At 42.2% G+C, this 18,037-nt stretch carries 15 protein-coding genes; 7 read left to right on the top strand and 8 right to left on the bottom strand.

Going from position 1 to position 18,037, the window contains the following annotated elements; all coding sequences use genetic code 11:
* Positions 1 to 121: 121 nt before the first annotated feature.
* From sipA to H6G08_RS04175, 4 genes are all read left to right on the top strand, one after another.
* The gene (gene sipA / locus H6G08_RS04190) at positions 122 to 385 is read left to right on the top strand and encodes a regulatory protein SipA (protein WP_190539021.1); all 264 of its coding nucleotides are present in this window, start codon (positions 122 to 124) and stop codon (positions 383 to 385) included.
* Between the two features lie 31 nt (positions 386 to 416).
* Positions 417 to 968: a peroxiredoxin gene (locus H6G08_RS04185; RefSeq protein WP_190539020.1), complete on the top strand. Its 552-nt coding sequence runs from the start codon at positions 417 to 419 to the stop codon at positions 966 to 968.
* Positions 969 to 1,137: 169 nt separating this feature from the next.
* The gene (locus H6G08_RS04180; protein ID WP_190539019.1) at positions 1,138 to 1,761 is read left to right on the top strand and encodes a Uma2 family endonuclease; all 624 of its coding nucleotides are present in this window, start codon (positions 1,138 to 1,140) and stop codon (positions 1,759 to 1,761) included.
* A 331-nt stretch (positions 1,762 to 2,092) separates the two neighbouring features.
* Positions 2,093 to 2,797 carry a response regulator transcription factor gene (locus H6G08_RS04175; RefSeq protein ID WP_190539018.1) on the top strand — a complete coding sequence of 235 codons (705 nt, stop codon included), beginning with the start codon at positions 2,093 to 2,095 and terminating at the stop codon, positions 2,795 to 2,797.
* A gap of 85 nt (positions 2,798 to 2,882) precedes the next feature.
* Here the strand turns inward: H6G08_RS04175 and H6G08_RS04170 are convergent, their stop codons facing one another.
* The gene (locus tag H6G08_RS04170; protein WP_190539017.1) at positions 2,883 to 3,419 is read right to left on the bottom strand and encodes a hypothetical protein; all 537 of its coding nucleotides are present in this window, start codon (positions 3,417 to 3,419) and stop codon (positions 2,883 to 2,885) included.
* Between the two features lie 276 nt (positions 3,420 to 3,695).
* On the opposite strand from H6G08_RS04170, the gene H6G08_RS04165 reads away from it, so the two are divergent.
* Positions 3,696 to 5,684, top strand: coding sequence for a S8 family serine peptidase (locus H6G08_RS04165; RefSeq protein ID WP_190539016.1), 1,989 nt, complete (start codon positions 3,696 to 3,698; stop codon positions 5,682 to 5,684).
* Positions 5,685 to 6,077: 393 nt separating this feature from the next.
* On the opposite strand, the gene H6G08_RS04160 is transcribed toward H6G08_RS04165, so the two are convergent.
* The 6 genes from H6G08_RS04160 to H6G08_RS04135 all read right to left on the bottom strand — a co-directional run bounded on the left by H6G08_RS04160 (position 6,078) and on the right by H6G08_RS04135 (position 12,736).
* Positions 6,078 to 6,245 (bottom strand): hypothetical protein, encoded by a 168-nt coding sequence (locus H6G08_RS04160; RefSeq protein ID WP_190539015.1) that lies wholly within the window; start codon positions 6,243 to 6,245, stop codon positions 6,078 to 6,080.
* Between the two features lie 209 nt (positions 6,246 to 6,454).
* Positions 6,455 to 6,742, bottom strand: a complete 288-nt coding sequence (locus H6G08_RS04155) for a hypothetical protein (RefSeq protein WP_190539014.1) — start codon at positions 6,740 to 6,742, stop codon at positions 6,455 to 6,457.
* Between the two features lie 117 nt (positions 6,743 to 6,859).
* Positions 6,860 to 7,051 carry a hypothetical protein gene (locus tag H6G08_RS04150; protein WP_190539013.1) on the bottom strand — a complete coding sequence of 64 codons (192 nt, stop codon included), beginning with the start codon at positions 7,049 to 7,051 and terminating at the stop codon, positions 6,860 to 6,862.
* Positions 7,052 to 7,424: 373 nt separating this feature from the next.
* Positions 7,425 to 7,778, bottom strand: a complete 354-nt coding sequence (locus H6G08_RS04145; protein ID WP_190539063.1) for a winged helix-turn-helix transcriptional regulator — start codon at positions 7,776 to 7,778, stop codon at positions 7,425 to 7,427.
* 77 nt (positions 7,779 to 7,855) lie between these two features.
* Positions 7,856 to 11,827 carry a tetratricopeptide repeat protein gene (locus tag H6G08_RS04140; protein ID WP_190539012.1) on the bottom strand — a complete coding sequence of 1,324 codons (3,972 nt, stop codon included), beginning with the start codon at positions 11,825 to 11,827 and terminating at the stop codon, positions 7,856 to 7,858.
* A 225-nt stretch (positions 11,828 to 12,052) separates the two neighbouring features.
* Positions 12,053 to 12,736, bottom strand: a complete 684-nt coding sequence (locus H6G08_RS04135; protein WP_190539011.1) for a hypothetical protein — start codon at positions 12,734 to 12,736, stop codon at positions 12,053 to 12,055.
* Between the two features lie 598 nt (positions 12,737 to 13,334).
* Here H6G08_RS04135 and H6G08_RS04130 point away from each other — a divergent pair.
* On the top strand, positions 13,335 to 15,284 hold the full coding sequence (locus H6G08_RS04130; protein WP_190539010.1) for a DNA polymerase III subunit gamma/tau: 1,950 nt from the start codon (positions 13,335 to 13,337) through the stop codon (positions 15,282 to 15,284).
* Between the two features lie 136 nt (positions 15,285 to 15,420).
* On the opposite strand, the gene H6G08_RS04125 is transcribed toward H6G08_RS04130, so the two are convergent.
* A complete protein-coding gene (locus tag H6G08_RS04125) occupies positions 15,421 to 16,830 on the bottom strand; it encodes a glycosyltransferase family 2 protein (RefSeq protein ID WP_190539009.1) in 1,410 nt (469 codons plus the stop codon).
* Positions 16,831 to 17,482: 652 nt separating this feature from the next.
* Between H6G08_RS04125 and ebsA the strand changes: the two genes are divergently transcribed.
* Positions 17,483 to 17,857 carry a type IV pilus biogenesis protein EbsA gene (gene ebsA, locus H6G08_RS04120; RefSeq protein ID WP_096645969.1) on the top strand — a complete coding sequence of 125 codons (375 nt, stop codon included), beginning with the start codon at positions 17,483 to 17,485 and terminating at the stop codon, positions 17,855 to 17,857.
* The last annotated feature ends 180 nt before the right edge of the window (positions 17,858 to 18,037 follow it).

The raw sequence follows: 18,037 nt of genomic DNA, 5'->3' as shown, positions 1-18,037 counted from the left end.
CCTCTAACCCCTAACCCCTGGAGAAGCAGTAAGATTTTTGATGTACAGGTTGTGAATGCGTTTGTCGTTCGCCTTCCCACCTCTGACTGATTGACCACTCCTTGTATTATCACAATGTCTCATGTCTAAGGAATTTATCATTGGTAGTAAAGTCCGGGTGGTAGCGCTACCACCTTACGTGAAAACAGCTGAACCCATGCCTATGCTGCGTCCACCAGATGTGATTCACTTAGGTGAAGAAGGTACAGTAATTGATCGTCGTCCTGGTGGATATTGGGGTATTCGTTTTACCAAGGGAGCTTTTCTACTCGATAGCCAATATATTGACAGTACAGATAACCCGCCTGAGTCGCAGTCAGAGTCAAATAGTACCCAAGAATTATAAACTTATGTAAAGTTATAATTCCGATCTGTACATGATATCTCGTCGTAATTTTTTCAGCATATTATTTGCCAGCTGTGTTGCGCTTCTGAGTTGGCTCAACTTTACGCCGGTGGCTGATGCGTTAGGTGGAACACTACCAAAAATCAATCAACCCGCACCAGAGTTTACTTTACCAACGAACACAGGTAACGGGACAATTTCTCTGTCTCAATTGCATGGTAAGTGGGTAGTACTTTATTTTTACCCAAAAGACTTTACCTCTGGTTGCACCATAGAAGCGCGGCGGTTTCAGCAAGACTTACCCAAATATATAGAAAAGAATACGCAAATTATTGGCGTGAGTGCAGACGATGTTGATTCTCACGCTGAATTTTGTGATTCGGAAGGGCTAAAATTCCCATTATTGGCTGATACTAACGGTGCAGTGAGTAAAGCTTACGGTTCTTGGATTGGCTATGTCTCTATGCGCCATAGTTTTATCATCGATCCAGAGGGGATTGTGCGGGAAACTTTTGTCAAGGTGAATCCCAATATTCACAGTCAAGAAGTACTAGCGCGGTTGGAGGAGTTACAGCGCGTTTAAATTCACTCCCAATAATGCAATTGCATCGCCATGCAATCCAAGTTATATCGAGTGACAATTCACAGGTATGGGCAACACAGACCTTTAGCTCACAGGAAGTAGTAGGGGCTGATAAAATGAATTAGGGATTAGCGATCGCTCAATAGATCAATAATTGGGAAAAACCATCATGGTTAAATCAGCTGCAAAGATTCTCACCGTTGATGAATTTATTACTCAATATGGTGATAGCGATCGCTATGAACTGATTGATGGTGAATTAATCGACATGGAACCAACAGGGCCTCATGAACAGGTATCAGCATTTATTGGGCGAAAACTGAATGTAGAAATTGACACTCAGGATGTAGCTTACTTGATTCCCCATCGCTGTTTAGTTAAATTGCTGGGAACAGACACCGCTTTTCGCCCTGATGTAATTGTGCTAGATCAAACTCAACTGATTAATGAACCATTATGGCAGCAAGAACCTGTCATCACTTCAGGTAAACCCATTCGGCTGATTGCTGAAGTTGTCAGTACAAACTGGCAAAATGATTATGCTCGCAAAGTAGAGGATTATGCGCTGTTAGGTGTACCTGAATACTGGATTGTAGATTATCTAGGTATCGGTGGCAGAGAATATATTGGTAAACCCAAACAGCCCACAATTACAATTTGTACGTTGATACAAGATGAGTACCAAAAACGGTTGTTTCACAACAATGAGCAACTTGTTTCCACAGTTTTTCCCAATTTGCAGCTAACCGCACAACAAATCTTTGCCGCAGGATTATTAAAACGCGATAAATAGTATTGAGTAGAGCGGTGCAATTAAATAACACACAAAACTTGAGCTTTGTAAAGCCCAGGAAACCGTACTTTTATTTAGCGATGACCGTATAAAGTAAAGTAAAGCAAGTCCGCTAAATTGAAACCAACAAGAAAAATTACTCTATCCTGCTGCTCAAAGATTGCCAAGGTGGCGAGCAGGGTAGATATATAGCTGTAGCCAGATAGATTAGGACATCAACCTAAGATAAAACCCTGATACTAAAAGGTTTTTAAGTCTGTCAACTGTCAACAGTCAACTGTCAACAGCTATATCAACACAACTATAAACAATAAGTGGCAAGGAAGAAAATATGTCAGCAAGATTGTTACTAGTAGATGACGAACCAGGAGTGCGGGAAGCAGTCAAAGATTATTTAGAAGAAAGTAATTTTACGGTTCAAGTAGCTAGTAATGCTGATGATGCATGGCAATTATTGCAAGATAACATGCCTGACTTACTAATTTCTGATATTATGATGCCTCAGGTAAGCGGTATCCAATTCCTCAAACAATTAAGAGAAGACCCGCGTTTTGAGTCATTACCTGTAGTTTTGTTGACTGCTAAAGGTATGAGTTGCGATCGCATCGAAGGATACCAAGCCGGTTGTGATGCATATCTACCAAAACCCTTTAACCCAGATGAGTTGGTAGCTATTGTGCTAAATTTGCTCTTGCGGCGAGCTAGTATCAGTAAAAACAACAGTGGCAGTAATTATAATATTGACGATCTGATCCGCCAAATCAAAAGACTTGAGGAGATTGCAGACAAGATTTGTGTATATCCTAAATCACCTGCGCCAATTAAACCTGCACCAATAAACATTGATTTGACGCCACGGGAACAAAGTATTTTAGAACTAGTAGCAGCAGGTTTGATGAATAAAGAAATTGCCCGTCGCTTAAACACTAGCATTCGCAACGTTGAAAAGTACGTGAGTAGATTGTTCGACAAAACAGGTACAAATAGCCGTACTGAGTTAGTACGCTATGCACTCGAACATGGGTTGGCTAGTTAGTTGGGCATTGGGCATTGGGCATGGGGCATTGGGCATAGATAATATATATTTCCGCGTCTGTTTATCCGAAGCGTGCTTCAATTTCCTAACGCTGTCTTCGTTCCATTAACATTTGCGGTTCAACATTTTCTACATTGGGTATTGCTTGTAATTGACGAATTCCTGGGAAAGCATCGCTTAATTTCCCAGATTTAGCACGTAACCAAGCTGCATTAGGTGCATAAGCTAATTTTTGGGCGACTTCATAACCGGCTTGATTAATGGCTGCTTGCTGTGATTCAACATCAACATTTTCTGCAAAGCGAATAAAGACTAAACCTGTGGGAACTGCGAGAGAACCACCTGGTAATGTATACACAGGGCTAACTGTATCTGTGGTTGTTGGCTTGGGTTCACCTGCAAAAACTGCAATTTTTCCCTCATTTAATATTAAAGCTGCATTAGATGCGATCGCTCTCGGTTGCTGTGAGTGTACAGCATAATACCCAGGCTGACGACTATATAACACAGGCTTATCTTGGCCTATGCTGATTTGTTGGGGATATGCACTAAAGTAGTCTGCGGAAAATCTCACTTCAGCAATTGGGGGTAAAGAATGAGCTAACAAAATAAACTCGAGCATCTTATTTAAATTCTATAATTTTCAATAGTTGCTTTATCTTCAGGACTGAAGTCCTTATTACAACTTGTCGCCATTAGACAGCAGAAAGTTTCCCCAGGTTGCAATTGACTAAGATATTTAAACTTCTGTGAGATATTTTCTGGAAAAATCTAGTGCAAACTTGTATTTACTCGCTATACTAACCTATTCCTCAGCTGCGGTTGGCGGGTGACACTTTCCAGATATGCACAAGCCAGCCAAAGGCTGAGATGTCAATGGATACCAGGAGAATAAATTATGGTTCAGGTTCGCTATGGTGGCCAGAACGGTGAACAGTATGAACTGGCGATCAGCGATAATCAAATTGTGGTGCGGACAGAAAACCGCAGTTTACTTGTAGGCGATCGCCCTTTTGAAGTAGCATCTGTATCACCGGAAGCTCGGAGTATTCTGAAGCAATTTGAGGTGAAAACCCGCTTTCGCCAAGCTGGTGTGGAAGTTCTGCAAGCAAAAGCACCGACAGAAGATAGTGCTTTACGCGACCAAGCTAGAACAATTCTCAATCAAGAACCGCAAATTCAATTTGCTGGGCGCGTATTAATCGATCCCAATTCCAATCAGCCAGTAATTTATACAGAAAACTTATTCGTTAAGTTTGATGATGAAGTCGAAGCAAGCACCTGTGAAGAAATTTTCCGGCGTTACAATTTGACTGTTAAACGTCAACTGGATTACGCCCGTAATGCTTATTTTGTCAGCGCACCCGCAAATACTGGTTTAGCCATCTTTGATTTAGCTGAAAGCCTACTCAATGAACAAGCAGTAGACTTGTGTCATCCAGAACTAGTGCGGGAATTTCGTAAACGTCAAATTTTCCCTCAGCAATGGCACTTAAAAGAAACTACAATTAATGGTAAAAAAATTAACGCCCATGCCAACGTCGAAGCCGCTTGGAAGTTAAGCGACGGTACGGGTACAACCATTGCCATTATTGATGATGGTGTAGATCTCGACCATGAAGAATTCCGGACAGCTGGTAAGATTGTTGCCCCAAGAGATGTAACATTTAAAACTAATAATCCTAAACCAGGTAACTCAGATCATCATGGGACAGCTTGTGCTGGGGTAGCCTGTGGTAATGGTAACTTTGGTGCTTCAGGTGTTGCACCCAAAGCCAAATTAATGCCAATTCGCTACGTTTCCGCCTTAGGTTCCCAAGATGAAGCCGATGCATTTATCTGGGCGGCGCAAAATGGTGCAGATATCATTTCTTGTAGCTGGGGGCCACCAGATGGTGATTGGTGGGATGCGAACGATCCCGTTCACAAGCAAAAAGTACCCTTACCCGACTCTACCAGATTGGCAATGGATTACGCTTTTACGAAAGGGCGCAATGGTAAAGGCTGCGTAATTTTATTTGCAGCTGGTAATGGTAACGAAAGTGTAGATAATGATGGCTATGCCAGCTATTCTAAAATCATTGCGGTAGCTGCTTGTAACGATTATGGCACCAGAAGCGCCTATAGCGACTATGGTAATGCTGTATGGTGTGCTTTCCCCAGTAATAACGGCTATAGTTCCCAAACTCCAGGGATTTGGACAAGCGATCGCACTGGTGCAGTTGGGTACAATTCTGGTAAGACGGAACAAGGGGATTTAGCTGGTAACTATACTAATAGTTTTGGTGGTACTTCTAGCGCCTGTCCTGGGGTAGCTGGTGTTGCAGCTTTAATTCTTTCCCGTAACCCCGATTTACGTTGGGATGAAGTCAAAGATATCATTAAACGTTCTTGCGATCGCATTGATAGCGCTGGCGGTAATTATGATGCTAACGGACACAGCCGCCTATATGGCTACGGTCGCGTCAATGCCCTGAAAGCGGTAGAATTAGCATTACCGCCACAACCAGATCCTGTGGGAATTTTCAAAGCCGTACAGGATGTACCGATTAATGATTTGCAGATATCTACACTCAGTTTAGCGATCGCTAATACCAATGCCATCAAATCTATCAAAGTTGAAGTAGATATTGAGCATACCTACATTGGCGATTTGGTAGTCAGCCTTATTCCCCCCGCAGCATCAGGCGTATTACCGATAATTCTCCATAATCGCCAAGGCGGAGGTACAGACAACATCAAAAAAACCTATGATGAAGTTAATACTCCTGATTTAGCTCCTCTTAAAGGTAAAAGTCCTCAAGGTAATTGGACTTTAGAGGTAGCAGATAAAGCCCAAATGGATACAGGCAAAATTCGCAGCTTGACTATTGAAATTGGCTTTTAATCTCAATTATCTAATGAAAAACTCCATCCCTTATGGATGGAGTTTTTGGGCATGGCAATGCCCATTCGTGTCAACTTAAGCTAAAACGCTTATCCCACAAGCTTTTTACCCCACCCCTAACCCCTCCACGTAAACGGGGAGGGGAAGTTTTGGCTTTAGACAAAACTGGGGTGGGGTAACGCGGGGCTTGATGGTAGGCGATGGAATTCGCTCATCGAGTTTTGGCAAGGGTTTTGCGTTAAGTTAACACCAATGGGCAATGCCATGCCCCTACAATCTGTCTCATTCTTTTTTAAAATTGGTATTAGCTTTAATCTTGCATAGTGCGCTATGAATTTTATTCCATAACGCACCATAACTTATTGATAAGTAACTAGGTCAACTTTGTCAGACTTAATCATTATTTTCCCAAGTCATTGGAATCCACGCAGCAGGAGAAACCTCACCACCTGTTACTATTTCGGCTTCTTGGTCACTTACTTCAGTCAAGATTAAGATTTTGGTATTTTTTTTCTTGGGTTGAATCTTGTGATGATTTTTATCTTGATTATTGTTCTGCATTTGTTTATTCTTTAAATTCAAAAACGTTAATTGTTACTCTAGCCAAGCATTTTTAAAATTACAAATTATCTCAGTATGACGCTGCATTTAAAGATAACTAGTTAGGGATTTCATTTTTCATTGGTAAGGGGTTCCAGCCTATTTAAGTAAAGTAAATACTTTGGTGTAATTACCGACTTACTCATCTGACATTTGAACTATCAGAAAAACTACCAGCCACCAGAACCTCCAGAACCTCCTCCACCAGAACCTCCAGAACCTCCTCCATTACCATTATTCCAAGCTTTTTGAGGTATTTCCGGTTTATCTCCTTCTAAAAAAATGTTTATAGTAATGCTAGTAGTCAAATTATCTGTACCTCCTACAACTAATTCCAGTTCTTGCTCGCTGAGGTTGTCTAATAAATTTGCAATTTTGCTATTTTGGTTAGCTGTTGTCAGATTATTTTTTCGCATTTCCATGTTCATTTCGGGAAGCCTTTTTGTGTCTACATTCATTTCCCAATTTTCTCTGCCAAGAAAATAGGAGCGTTGTTATCAAATAACCATCGCTAATTCTCTAGACTCAACATTAATAGATGACCAAGTTGTTTACTGCAATTAAAGCTGATAGTTTTATGATGCTTGATTTCCCTCAAACCAGGTACCAGAACCACTACCAGTTCCACCAGTACCGCTAGGAGGGTAGGAACCACCTGTAATCATTTCAGCTTCTTGGTTAGTTAATTCATTCAAGTCTGATAAGTCGATAACTTTGCTGTTGTTTTGCTGTATTACTGTCTGATTTTTTGAGAGCTTGCTTTTCATGTGTGATGCGATGAACTCAATATATATATTTGAACAATGCTAAGTTAACCACATTTTGAGTAGTTGGCAATATTTCTGATAGTTTCTTGCTGCAAATTTAATATTAATCAGAAATTTAATAAAAAATATATTAGAAAACAGTATATTTACTTAAGATACATATTTCTGAATATCTATAATTTTTCACCCAAGCCAAATAAATAATGATAAATTTAGGTATTTAGCAGAATTAACGGTATTTCTTTAGTAAGCTTTTTCAGTGAATTTATCATCAATAGCATGTTAGGCAATATTTTTTGATAAAAAATATTGATTTCTTTAATTAATTTTTATAAATAAAATCCGGTTAATTAATAACTACTATTATTAAATACTATTCATTAATTCGATGGCGAGGGATTTGCGAAAAATTTTTCACAGCCCATTCATGCATTGCATTGAGAATTGGCTGTAGGCTTTGCCCTAAAGGCGTGAGTGAATATTCTACTTTGGGAGGGATTTGGGGGTAAACTTCACGATGAATTATGCCATCATCTTCCATTTCCCTGAGTTGCTGAGTTAGCATCTTTTGCGTAATTCCTGGCAAAGCCCGTTGCAATTCGCCAAAGCGTTTTACCCCTGCCATTAATTCTCGAATAATTAATACTTTCCAGCGTCCACCAATTATTTCTAATGTAATTTCTACTTCGCAGGTTAATCTGGTATCGTTGTCTGCTTTCGGTTCCATAGTTTTGTCATTAGTCATTTGTCATTAGTCATTTGTCATTTGTCCTTAGTTGATAAATTATTGGTGTAGGTGGTTAATTATGACCTACCTGTGATTGTGAATGCAGCCCAGTAATAAGGATGGGAATATAGCTTTTGTTCTGGGGGAAGTTTACTGCTTCTATACATTTGTGTGGCTACATGCGTTCTAATTCTTAAATCTTCGGGATGTAAATTATTTAGTAAATCTTCGTACCATTGAGTTAATTCTCTGGCTGTGAGTTCTCGTAACCAAGCTGTGACTTCAGCTAAGGTAGTAGCGGCTGATTTATTCGGTTGTAGTCGGCGATAAAATTCGATAATGGCTAAATCATTGGCAATTGATTCTACAGTCCAAAGTGTACTAATAACTTGGGAGGCTCCACCGCTTAGAAAAGCATTGACCAAACTCACATATTCGCTATTAATTGAATGATTGTGATTATTGATAGTTTCACAAGCTGATAAGTTAACTAAATTGTAACTGACTAAAGATTGTTGATAGATTTCTTCTAAAGTCAGTTTATCGGCATCTGTTAACGCCAATTCTGATTTTTTTGGTTCGCTACCATTGTGAATTATTGAACCAGTAAAATGAAAGATATTATATTCATCTTCTAAGGCATTCTGAACGTTATTTTTATTAGCTTGTCCGCCTTGAATTCGGTGAGAATTGGGGAACATTTGGCTAACAATTTCGGCTTGTAGTTTGGCAAATTTGAGGGGCGGATAATCGGTGCTGTGGGGATTTTCGACGCTGAGGAATAGTTGCGTATGTTTATCACCAATATTTGCCGATTTGCCGATTAATCCCGTGTAGACGCTAGGTAAATAGCTAATAGTAAAATTCGCCTGTATATTCAATAATTCTGGTGAGAGAGCCGGATTTTCAAACAGTACATGGAGAGGCAATTTTTGTAAATCGCGGTGGGGAATCAAAATTAGATGGCTAATACCTTCAAGTTCCTGAATAATACTAGAGATATTCAGGATATCTTGTAATGCTAATAGCCTTTGTCCCATATCCATCCGCCAGGAATGGTTGCTTTGATTTTGTTTGTCGGCAGTATGGCTACAATATTCCTGATATTGTTGATTCCAGTCTTCTAACCAAGATTCAAAGGCGAGGAAACGTCTGACAGCTTCGGGAAGGGGAACTTCATGCAGCCGCATTGGGGTTTTACCTAAGCTAAATACCCCTGCATCTTGCATGGGGGTAAATATGAGGATAGGTGACGGAGCCTGATCTTTGAGGACAAATGTATGTAAGGCGGTTGGGCTAATATGCCAGTAAATAATTGCTGTTTGGGGATTGAGTAGTTGCTGAACTTGAGGATAGCTAAGGACATCAATCTGGTTTTGCCAACCTGCAAGCTGCCAATTTAAACAAGCATTTTTGCCTTGTTCGGCAATTTCCCAGGCTTCGATTAAGTCGCCGTAATCTACAGCTAAATCAACAATTAATTGTCTCAAGCCGGCGAATTTTAAAGCTAGCTGTTTTTTACTGTCATCGGGACGGATGGGATCGCTGACTAACTGTTGTAATAACTCGCTACCATATTGCAGAAATTCTTGGGCTTGTGCTGTTTGTCCTAAACCAACTAAAGTTTTGGTGAGGTATTGTAAAACTTCTAAATGTAATTGGGGAAAGTCTTCGCTGGTGAGGGTTAATAGGGCTTGATTATATTCAGCTACAGCTTTTTGCCAATAACTGCGGGTGGGTGAATGTTTCTTACCCTGATCGTAGTGACTATTAGCCATCGCTAAGTGCAATCTTCCCCAACCTTCGGGATGAGTATCGGGACGAACATATTTCAACCCGGCTTCGTAGCTAGCTAATTTACCTTCATAACCACTTTGTTTTAAAGCAGAATTTTTGGCGGTGATGTTAGTAAATAAACCAGATAATGCATCAGGATTACTAATATGACCGGCGGCTGTTCCGCGTCCAATCCAAGCTTCCCAATAGTCAGCTTTAATTTGTAAAGCGCTGTCATAGGAAGCGATCGCTTCGGTATATTTTTCTAAATAAAATAAGGCTACGGCCTGGTTATACCAAGCTACATGGAAGTCTGGTTTAATGGCGATCGCTTTGCGATAGGAATCGATGGCTTCTTCACGACGACCTAAATTATCTAAAGCTACGCCGCGGTTATACCAAGCCAGATAAAAATCAGCATGAATTGACAGTGCTTTATCCCAAGAAGCGATCGCTTCTGACCATTGTCCTAAATTAAACAGGACTACGCCCCGGTCAATCCAGACTTCATAATAATTGGGTTCAATTTCTAAGGCTTTATCATAAGAGGCGATCGCTTCTTGATATTGCTCGCTTACACCCAAGGCGATACCCCGGTAATACCAGTTTTCTGGATCTAGTGGTTGTAATACTAGAGCTTGGTCGTAACTCGCGATCGCTTCCCATAATTGCCCTAATTTCATTAGTGCTAAACCCCGACTAGACCAAGCTTCGGGGAAATCTGGCTTCAGGGCGATGACTTGCTCAAAGGAAGTGACAGCTGCTGCAAAGTCTCCTAATTCACCGAGAATTCCCCCGCGATTGTACCAAGCTTTGTGGAAATCAGGCTTGAGTTCAATGGCGCGATCGTAGGATGCGATCGCTTCGGTAAAGTTTTCTAAATGAAACAATGTCAAAGCCCGATTAAACCAATATTCGTAAGCATCGGGTTTAATTTCAATAGCGGCGTTGTAAGAAGCGATCGCCCCGGCTAAATCTCCCGTTCTGGCTTGCTGAAGACCTTGGTAAAACCAAGCTTGGGCGCGGTCGATTTTGGGCTGGGGAATGATTTGGGAATTTTGCCGTTGAATTGCTAGTTCTGAAGCTAGTTCTTGGACTAAAGAAGTACTTTGATCCAATCTGACTAACAATTCATCAAAGGCTTGGGCTACGCTGGGTTCTAATTTGGTTAAGGATGTATCCCATGTCCCGGTTTCTGGTGGTTGGCTGGGGGTTTCTGGCGGTGGCGTTAAGCCGTTGTTGTCCCTAGCTTGGGTATGGCTGGGTTCTGGTGTAGGCGGATTTTGTTTGGCTACTTCTGGAGGCGGTGTCTGTCTTGATTCTTGTCTTGGGGGATTTTGTTTGACTACTTCTGGAGGCGGTGTCTGTCTCGATTCTTGTCTTGGGGGATTTTGTTTGGCTACTTCTGGAGGCGGAGTCTGTCTTGATTCTTGTCTTGGGGGATTTTGTTTAGCTGCTTCTGGAGGCGGAGTCTGTCTTGATTCTGGTTTAGCGGGATTAAGGTTAGTAATTGGCGTGGTAGGTTCATTCTCTGGTGCGTCTGGCTCAGAGAACAAATCGAATAAGTTAGCGATTTCATCATCATCACCTGGATCGAGCAGAGTTGGGTGTCTGGGGATTTCTACATCTTCTGCTTGATATTCCCAGACAACTTCTCCAAAGTTACCTGTCCAGGTTTCCTCAACGGTATTCATTTCCGGGATGGGGAGAATTTCCGTCTCATCGTCGTCATAATCCCACAAGCGATCGCCCAAGTTCCGGATTAATTCTTGACCTGGAGAGTTTAAGTGGTTATTTTCTGGTCTACTGCTGTCCATTGCTCTATGCTGATGTCGATCTGGCTCTTCAATCTCTTCATACTCTGTAGCTGAGTTGCGCTTTAAGAGGCTCAGACCAATGTCATAAGCAAGGTCACCGATTCTCCCAATTCCCAATTCACCTAGCTGAATCAGTCGTGCTGCTAACTGATGGTTAGGTGCAGGTGAATTTAATAATCTTTCACCAAAGCTCAATAGCCAATCTATCCAGCGCTCATCAGGAATGCGATGTTCCATGCGTTCCAGGTACTTCAGCGCCCACTGTCTACCTCTTGCTTGTTGCACGCCTTCTAGCAACTGTGTAAATAACAGTTCTAAATCCGCATTAGTCAGTTCGGGTGGTGCATTATTTGCCAACCCGTAACCTCTGACAGCATTTATAGAGCCAGCTTTCTGACTGCTAAAAGGATGCTGCTGAAATAACTTTTTAAGCCACTGAAATAGACGCCTGAGCATCTGACACACTCTTGGATTTTGTTTAACCTAGATTGTAGCCATCGTTGTGTTAAAAAGATCGTCAATTACGTAAAAAGCTACTATTAACTTGAAAAAAAGTTGGGCAATGCGTAATCTACGGATCGGTTATTGGAAATCAGTTAGGTAATTTATTACCTCAACTGAGGTGAGCATATCAGCGAATTCTTGGCAGTGGCAATATTGTTTTGCTTTTGATTTACAAAGTTAAGATTCGCTGTATTCTGTTGCCTCTTGATTAGCAGCATGATACTGATTAATCAATGCTTGAATAATCACTTGTGGATCTTTGGTTTCCAGTCCCAGCTGTTCGGCTATTTGCTCGGCTAAGGTTTCATCCTGCTGCATCATCATAAATAATTGTTCTAAGGTGACTGTTTGGTAATCTCCCTCAGCAGAATTATCGCCTGTATCTGGGATATTGGATACTGGTTCACTTTCGGGAACTGATGCAGTACTGACAGTATCTACCCCGGCGTATTCCCAAATTGGCTCGCCTTGGTTACGGGTTAACAGTTCCATCCCAATTTCGTAGGCGACATCACCCACTTCACCCACGCCTAAATCGCCTAGTTGTACTAACCGCGAAGCTAATTCATTATTGGGTGTGGGAGCAGCGAGTAATTTTTGTTGTAATTGGCGCAACCACTCAACCCAGCGTTGAGTTGAGATGCGATGTTCAATATTATGTAACCACTTGATAGCCCATGCTTGACCCTTTGCTTGATGTACTCCTTCTAAAAGTTCGTTGAATAGAAATTCGAGATCTGTATCGCTTAGTTGTGGTGGTGGTTCCTTGGGGACATCTCTCCTAACTGAAGAGCGGCTGGATTTCCCACCAAACAAGCTCTGAAAAAAATTTTTCAGCCACTGAATTAGCCGCTTAAGCATCTGCCGCACCATTGAGTATGATTTACCCTAAGATTGTAGCGATCGCAATTTACTATAGCTTTAATTTTCCGGAAAAACTTCCTCTTGCTTAGGCTACAATCCCAAACTTGAGGAATGCTCTCTAGTAGATTTGGGATCTGGGTAGTTTACCAGATATGTCGCCACATATACAGCACTAGAAAAAAACTTAGGCTGATTCATCTACTTAAAGAAAATAGTGTATAATATACAACCCTGGAACTTTTAAAGCTTGCCCTTGTCTGATATAATTGATTTATGACCACAGTTAAAGCCCCCTGGGGTTATGTACAAATGTGGCAGAAATAGTGCTATAAGAAAGCAGCAAATTGAAAATCGTACAACTGAGTCACAATTACCAATATAAAAATACTGTACTAACTGTTAAACAGTAGTTCACCGATTTGGAAACAATTATTTGGGTTCCCAAAGTAATCTCTCGTGGGAAGAAGCAAGAATATTCCTAGAGAGTAGATTTGGTTAACCCTAGTTTTGTGCTGTCCTCACCACCCTAGCTCACGTTTAAACCACAAAATATCCTGATTTTAGAAGCCCAAACTCGACTGGGTGCTGCAATTTTATGTCTTACGAACCCCTGCACCACAAGTATCGCCCAAAGAGTTTTGCTGAACTAGTGGGACAAGAGGCGATCGCTACTACCCTCACTAACGCGATTCGATCGGCGAAAATCGCCCCGGCTTATCTATTTACTGGCCCTAGAGGCACAGGAAAAACTTCTAGCGCCCGGATTCTCGCCAAATCGCTCAATTGTCTTCAAAGTCCCCAACCAACAGCAGAACCTTGTGGTTTGTGCGATGTTTGTCAGGGAATTACTAAAGGCTATTCCTTAGATGTGATTGAAATCGACGCCGCCAGCAATACTGGCGTTGATAATATTCGGGAAATTATTGAAAAAGCCCAGTTTGCCCCTGTACAGTGTCGTTACAAAGTTTACGCCATCGACGAATGCCATATGCTCAGTACACAGGCATTCAATGCGTTACTTAAGACACTAGAAGAACCACCTAAACACGTAGTCTTTGTCTTGGCGACAACCGATCCCCAGCGAGTATTGCCAACTATTATTTCTCGCTGTCAAAGGTTTGATTTTAGACGCATAGATTTAGAGGCGATGGTCAAGCATTTAAGTGCGATCGCCAGCAAAGAAAACATTAACATTAACCTAGAAGCTGTCACCTTAGTGGCGCAACTTGCCCAGGGAGGATTACGGGACGCCGAAAGCCTACTCGATCAATTAGGACTATTAGCGGGTGAAATCACGCCAGAAAAAGTTTGGGATTTAGTCGGTTCTGTGAGCGAACGAGACTTATTAGTGTTGCTAGATGCGATCGCTCAAGATCATGCAGAAGCAGTTCTCGACTGTACCCGCAATATCCTCAATAGTGGGCGAGAACCCCTGACGATTTTGCAAAATCTCGCCGCTTCCTACCGCGATTTACTAATTGCGAAAACTGCGCCTAACCGTCAAGATTTAATTGCTTGTACTCAGCAAACTTGGCAAGGATTGATTGCATTAGCCCAAAAGCTAGATATCAGCATTATTTTGACAGGACAGAAACATTTACGGGAAGCCGAATTTCAAATTAAAAACACTACCCAGCCGCGTTTGTGGTTAGAGGTGACATTACTAGGCTTATTACCCAGCGCTCATATTCCCGTACAAGCCACTTACCAAGCACCAAGAATCAATACACCAGCAGTATTACCCTCATCGCCCCCAGTTGTTCCCGTCTCCCTACCAGCAAATAATATCTCTGCTATCAAGACAACTGTATCACCCACTACAGACAGAATTGCTCATTCTCAACCAGCAGCAGAACCAAAGCCAGCGACCCCGCCTGTAGAATCTGTTACGCCAGTATCATCCGTACAGGAAATTGTCGATACGGCATCTGCGGATTTTACGCAAATGTGGCAGCAGGTACTCAATAATATTGCTCAGATACCGAGAAGAGAATTGCTGAGGCAAATGTGCCATCTGATTGAATTTGATGGCGTTTACGCCCGTGTAGGTGTGAAAGCCGCATGGCATAAAAAAGTACAGTCAGACTTGCAAATAATTACAGCAGCTTTCCAACAAACCTACCAAAAGGAAGTAACAGTCAGTATCGAAGTGGGCACGCCGGGAACTGCTACGTCAGTCAAGCGAGAAGTTGCAAATAACAATGGCGCAACGATTGTGAAGCAGCCAGTGCCATCAAGTTACGAGAGACAAACGCCACCGCCTGCACCAGCGCCAGTACAGCCACCACCGGCACCAGCACCAGCAAAAACTGAGCCAGCCGCTAAAAATAACAATGGCTTCAAAACTGTGCCACCAGAACCAGCGCCAACAGTAGCACCAACAGTTATTAATGATTGGGAAACAGATGAAGTTGCGATCGCTGCCCAAAGATTAGCAGAATTTTTTCAAGGACAAGTCATCCGCTTATCCGATGATGGTATGGGTTTTGCCGATACTGTGGCTGAATCTGATGTGATTGAGGAATCAGATTTTGATGATGAATAGAAGGGAAGGAGGATAAGGGAAGGGGGACAGGGAGGACAAGGAGGACAAGGGAGACGAATGACAACAATTGTAGAGACGCGATTCATCGCGTCTTTGCCCCATGCCCCATGCCCCATGCCCCATGCCCCATGCCCTATTACGCTTTATGCGCCCCTGTATGCACGGTTTTCACCCATTTTAGGCGTTTTGGACGGAAGGACATCCGCGCTGTAGTACTGCTCATCACTACCAACCAGTGCAACATATATATAGTGCCGCGTATGGTTTGCAGCAGTAACGCTAAATATGTGGAAAACTGGAATTTTTGCCCTTGATGAATCCGTCTTAAACCGGTCAACATCCCCAACATAGAGAGGCTAACAGACAAGGCTGTGATGGGGCCTAACATGGGTAGACGATGACGAGCGATCGCCATTAATAAATCTGGAATTGTAGCAGTAGGTAAAATATACATAATCAGCATAAAGCTGAATAAATCCCAGGTTTTACGCACTCCTAAGCGATTTCTTAAGAGTAAATCCCAGTAATCTAAATAGCGCTGATATCCACCTTCTGCCCAACGGTTGCGTTGATGCCAAAGGGCGATCGCATTAGTGACACCTTCTTCTTCTACGGCTGGGGAAAAGACACATTCAATATCCCAGTCGTCTAGATGTAAGCGCAAGGTTAAATCTAAATCATCAGTAATGGTTTCTTCGTTCCAGCCACCGCAACTAGTTAAAGCTGCACGCCGGACAAATTGACCATTTCCTCGCAATTCGCCAATTCCACCTAAGGCAGTTCGCTGTTGCTGAAAATAGGTATCCAGGGCCATCTCCGCCATTTGCCCTTTCGTCCAAAAATTTTCCTTGGCGTTGGCGATCGCTTTCCGCACCTGCACCGCTCCTACCTTTTCTCTTTGGAATAAAGGCACTACCTCCTGCAACAAGTCCGGTGCAACTTGGGCATCAGCATCAAATACGGCGATAATATCACCCTTCGTCAGTGGCAAAACTTGATTTAATGCCCCTGACTTACCGCCTGTAGCTTGAGCAGAGCGGCGGAGGATCTTTAATTGTTTGTATTCCTTAGCTAATTCTGCAAGTAACTGCGGCGTGCTGTCACTGCTGTTATCGTCAATTATCCAGAGTTCGTACTTGTTATCTGGATAATCCAGACTACAAAGATTCTTGACTAATCTGCCAATTACTGCTTCTTCATTCTTCGCTGACACTAAAACAGATACAGAAGGTAATTCTCCCTCTATTCGTTGAGGATGACGGCGGGGTCTGGCAAATACCACCTCCAAAGCGTGAATACCCAGAATAGTGGTTAATCCCAGTACGAATGAAAAACCCCAGGAAACTAAATGCAGAGCGATGGTGATGCTCCAGACTAGAGTTAAAACTAGAGCAGCTTTGCGTCTGCGTCCTTGAAACCGGAATGGTAGAAACAAAGGTTCTGTCTCTACTACTAGCTCCTCAGTGCCTGAAAGGTCAGACAACAGAGAATTGAGCGGAGCAAGCTCATTACTAGAATCTTCTTCGGGCCAGAAATTCGCTGGCATAGGTTACTTGATTCAAAAACCACTATTGTTCTATGCCTGTAAAGAAGCTGAGAATCAGGTAACACTAAACTGTACAACCTTGAGCTAGCCCTAAGATTGGCAGTAATTTCTTACCTTTGCTAACTCGCTATCGAGTCAGGAGAATTGCTCTTTAGTAGCAACTCTAGTTTAGGTAGAGCGATTGCCAAGTAGCAACAGCTAGTTGTTGAGAGAATTCACAATAACAGCCTCTACCCCTAGATAGAAGAGATTTTTGATTGTTATTGCTCTCAGCTTCCCTAAAAGCTAATGCAGCCCCATTGTACCCGACATTCACATATTTCTTAACAGTAACTTTATTGGTCAGTTGTCAGTTGTCATTGGTCATTTGTCATTGGTCATTTGTCCCCCTTGTCTCCCTTGTCCTCCTTGTCTTCCTTGTCCCGCTTCCCTAACTTCAAGACAGCCAATCACGATGTCTTTCAATGCCCCATGCCCAATGCCCCATGCCCCATGCCCCTATTTTCCAGTTAGCGAAAAGAAAATGTGTAAACCAAAATTTTTTGGGAATACTTAGTATTGAAACCTACTTAATCCCTTGATAAAAGTAGTGGTGAGGAGTTCCCTAACCCTACAATCCCAGACCTTTATATAACTTGAGGCATATTTAACAATGTCTATTGAGCAACTCCAACCAGCCAGCGCCCAACAAGCAAGTGTTTATTTACCCTATATTCAAGGTACCAAGCGTAACTTTTTACCCTATGCCATCAGTCTTTATCAAAAAGGCGTTTTAGAAGGACATCGCAAAATTGAGGCCAGTGACAATATTCCCTTTGTCGCCACATGGAATGTTGCTAGTCTACCTTCAGACCTGACTCGCTGCCGAATGCAGTTTGATGGCGACGCCGATCTCAGCTACGAGATCATTCTGGCCAGTTCTGAGTTCGTCAGTTTTTTAATTGAATTGATGGACAACTATAAACGCAATCGCCTGACAGATTTTTCTCAAGCTTTCTATCGCAAATTGCTGCGTGTAGATGAGTAAATCTACTTCAGGCTGACAATTGCCCAATTGTAGATATTAATGGTCATTTAACTAACAGTAGGCTCGATTCCAAGCCACTGTTTGTACTGGAAATTTGGACAATCACTCCTAATAAATGAAGTTACTGACAACAGCGATCGCCCTTGTTCGACCTAAAATTAGAAAACACCAAGCTGGGTT

Origin of the sequence: Calothrix anomala FACHB-343, from assembly GCF_014696435.1 — a bacterium.
GTDB lineage: Bacteria > Cyanobacteriota > Cyanobacteriia > Cyanobacteriales > Nostocaceae > Aulosira > Aulosira anomala_A.
Note: the sequence above shows the minus strand (reverse complement) of the source record. Positions and strands in the feature narration are given on the sequence as shown.

Coding starts and splice junctions, on each gene's coding strand:
- H6G08_RS04170 (WP_190539017.1), bottom strand. CDS start 3,419: ATGCTCGAGTTTATTTTGTTAGCTCATTCTTTACCCCCAATTGCTGAA.
- H6G08_RS04130 (WP_190539010.1), top strand. CDS start 13,335: ATGTCTTACGAACCCCTGCACCACAAGTATCGCCCAAAGAGTTTTGCT.
- sipA (WP_190539021.1), top strand. CDS start 122: ATGTCTAAGGAATTTATCATTGGTAGTAAAGTCCGGGTGGTAGCGCTA.
- H6G08_RS04125 (WP_190539009.1), bottom strand. CDS start 16,830: ATGCCAGCGAATTTCTGGCCCGAAGAAGATTCTAGTAATGAGCTTGCT.
- H6G08_RS04160 (WP_190539015.1), bottom strand. CDS start 6,245: ATGCAGAACAATAATCAAGATAAAAATCATCACAAGATTCAACCCAAG.
- H6G08_RS04185 (WP_190539020.1), top strand. CDS start 417: ATGATATCTCGTCGTAATTTTTTCAGCATATTATTTGCCAGCTGTGTT.
- H6G08_RS04165 (WP_190539016.1), top strand. CDS start 3,696: ATGGTTCAGGTTCGCTATGGTGGCCAGAACGGTGAACAGTATGAACTG.
- H6G08_RS04180 (WP_190539019.1), top strand. CDS start 1,138: ATGGTTAAATCAGCTGCAAAGATTCTCACCGTTGATGAATTTATTACT.
- H6G08_RS04145 (WP_190539063.1), bottom strand. CDS start 7,778: ATGGAACCGAAAGCAGACAACGATACCAGATTAACCTGCGAAGTAGAA.
- H6G08_RS04140 (WP_190539012.1), bottom strand. CDS start 11,827: ATGCTCAGGCGTCTATTTCAGTGGCTTAAAAAGTTATTTCAGCAGCAT.
- H6G08_RS04175 (WP_190539018.1), top strand. CDS start 2,093: ATGTCAGCAAGATTGTTACTAGTAGATGACGAACCAGGAGTGCGGGAA.
- H6G08_RS04155 (WP_190539014.1), bottom strand. CDS start 6,742: ATGAATGTAGACACAAAAAGGCTTCCCGAAATGAACATGGAAATGCGA.
- ebsA (WP_096645969.1), top strand. CDS start 17,483: ATGTCTATTGAGCAACTCCAACCAGCCAGCGCCCAACAAGCAAGTGTT.
- H6G08_RS04150 (WP_190539013.1), bottom strand. CDS start 7,051: ATGAAAAGCAAGCTCTCAAAAAATCAGACAGTAATACAGCAAAACAAC.
- H6G08_RS04135 (WP_190539011.1), bottom strand. CDS start 12,736: ATGCTTAAGCGGCTAATTCAGTGGCTGAAAAATTTTTTTCAGAGCTTG.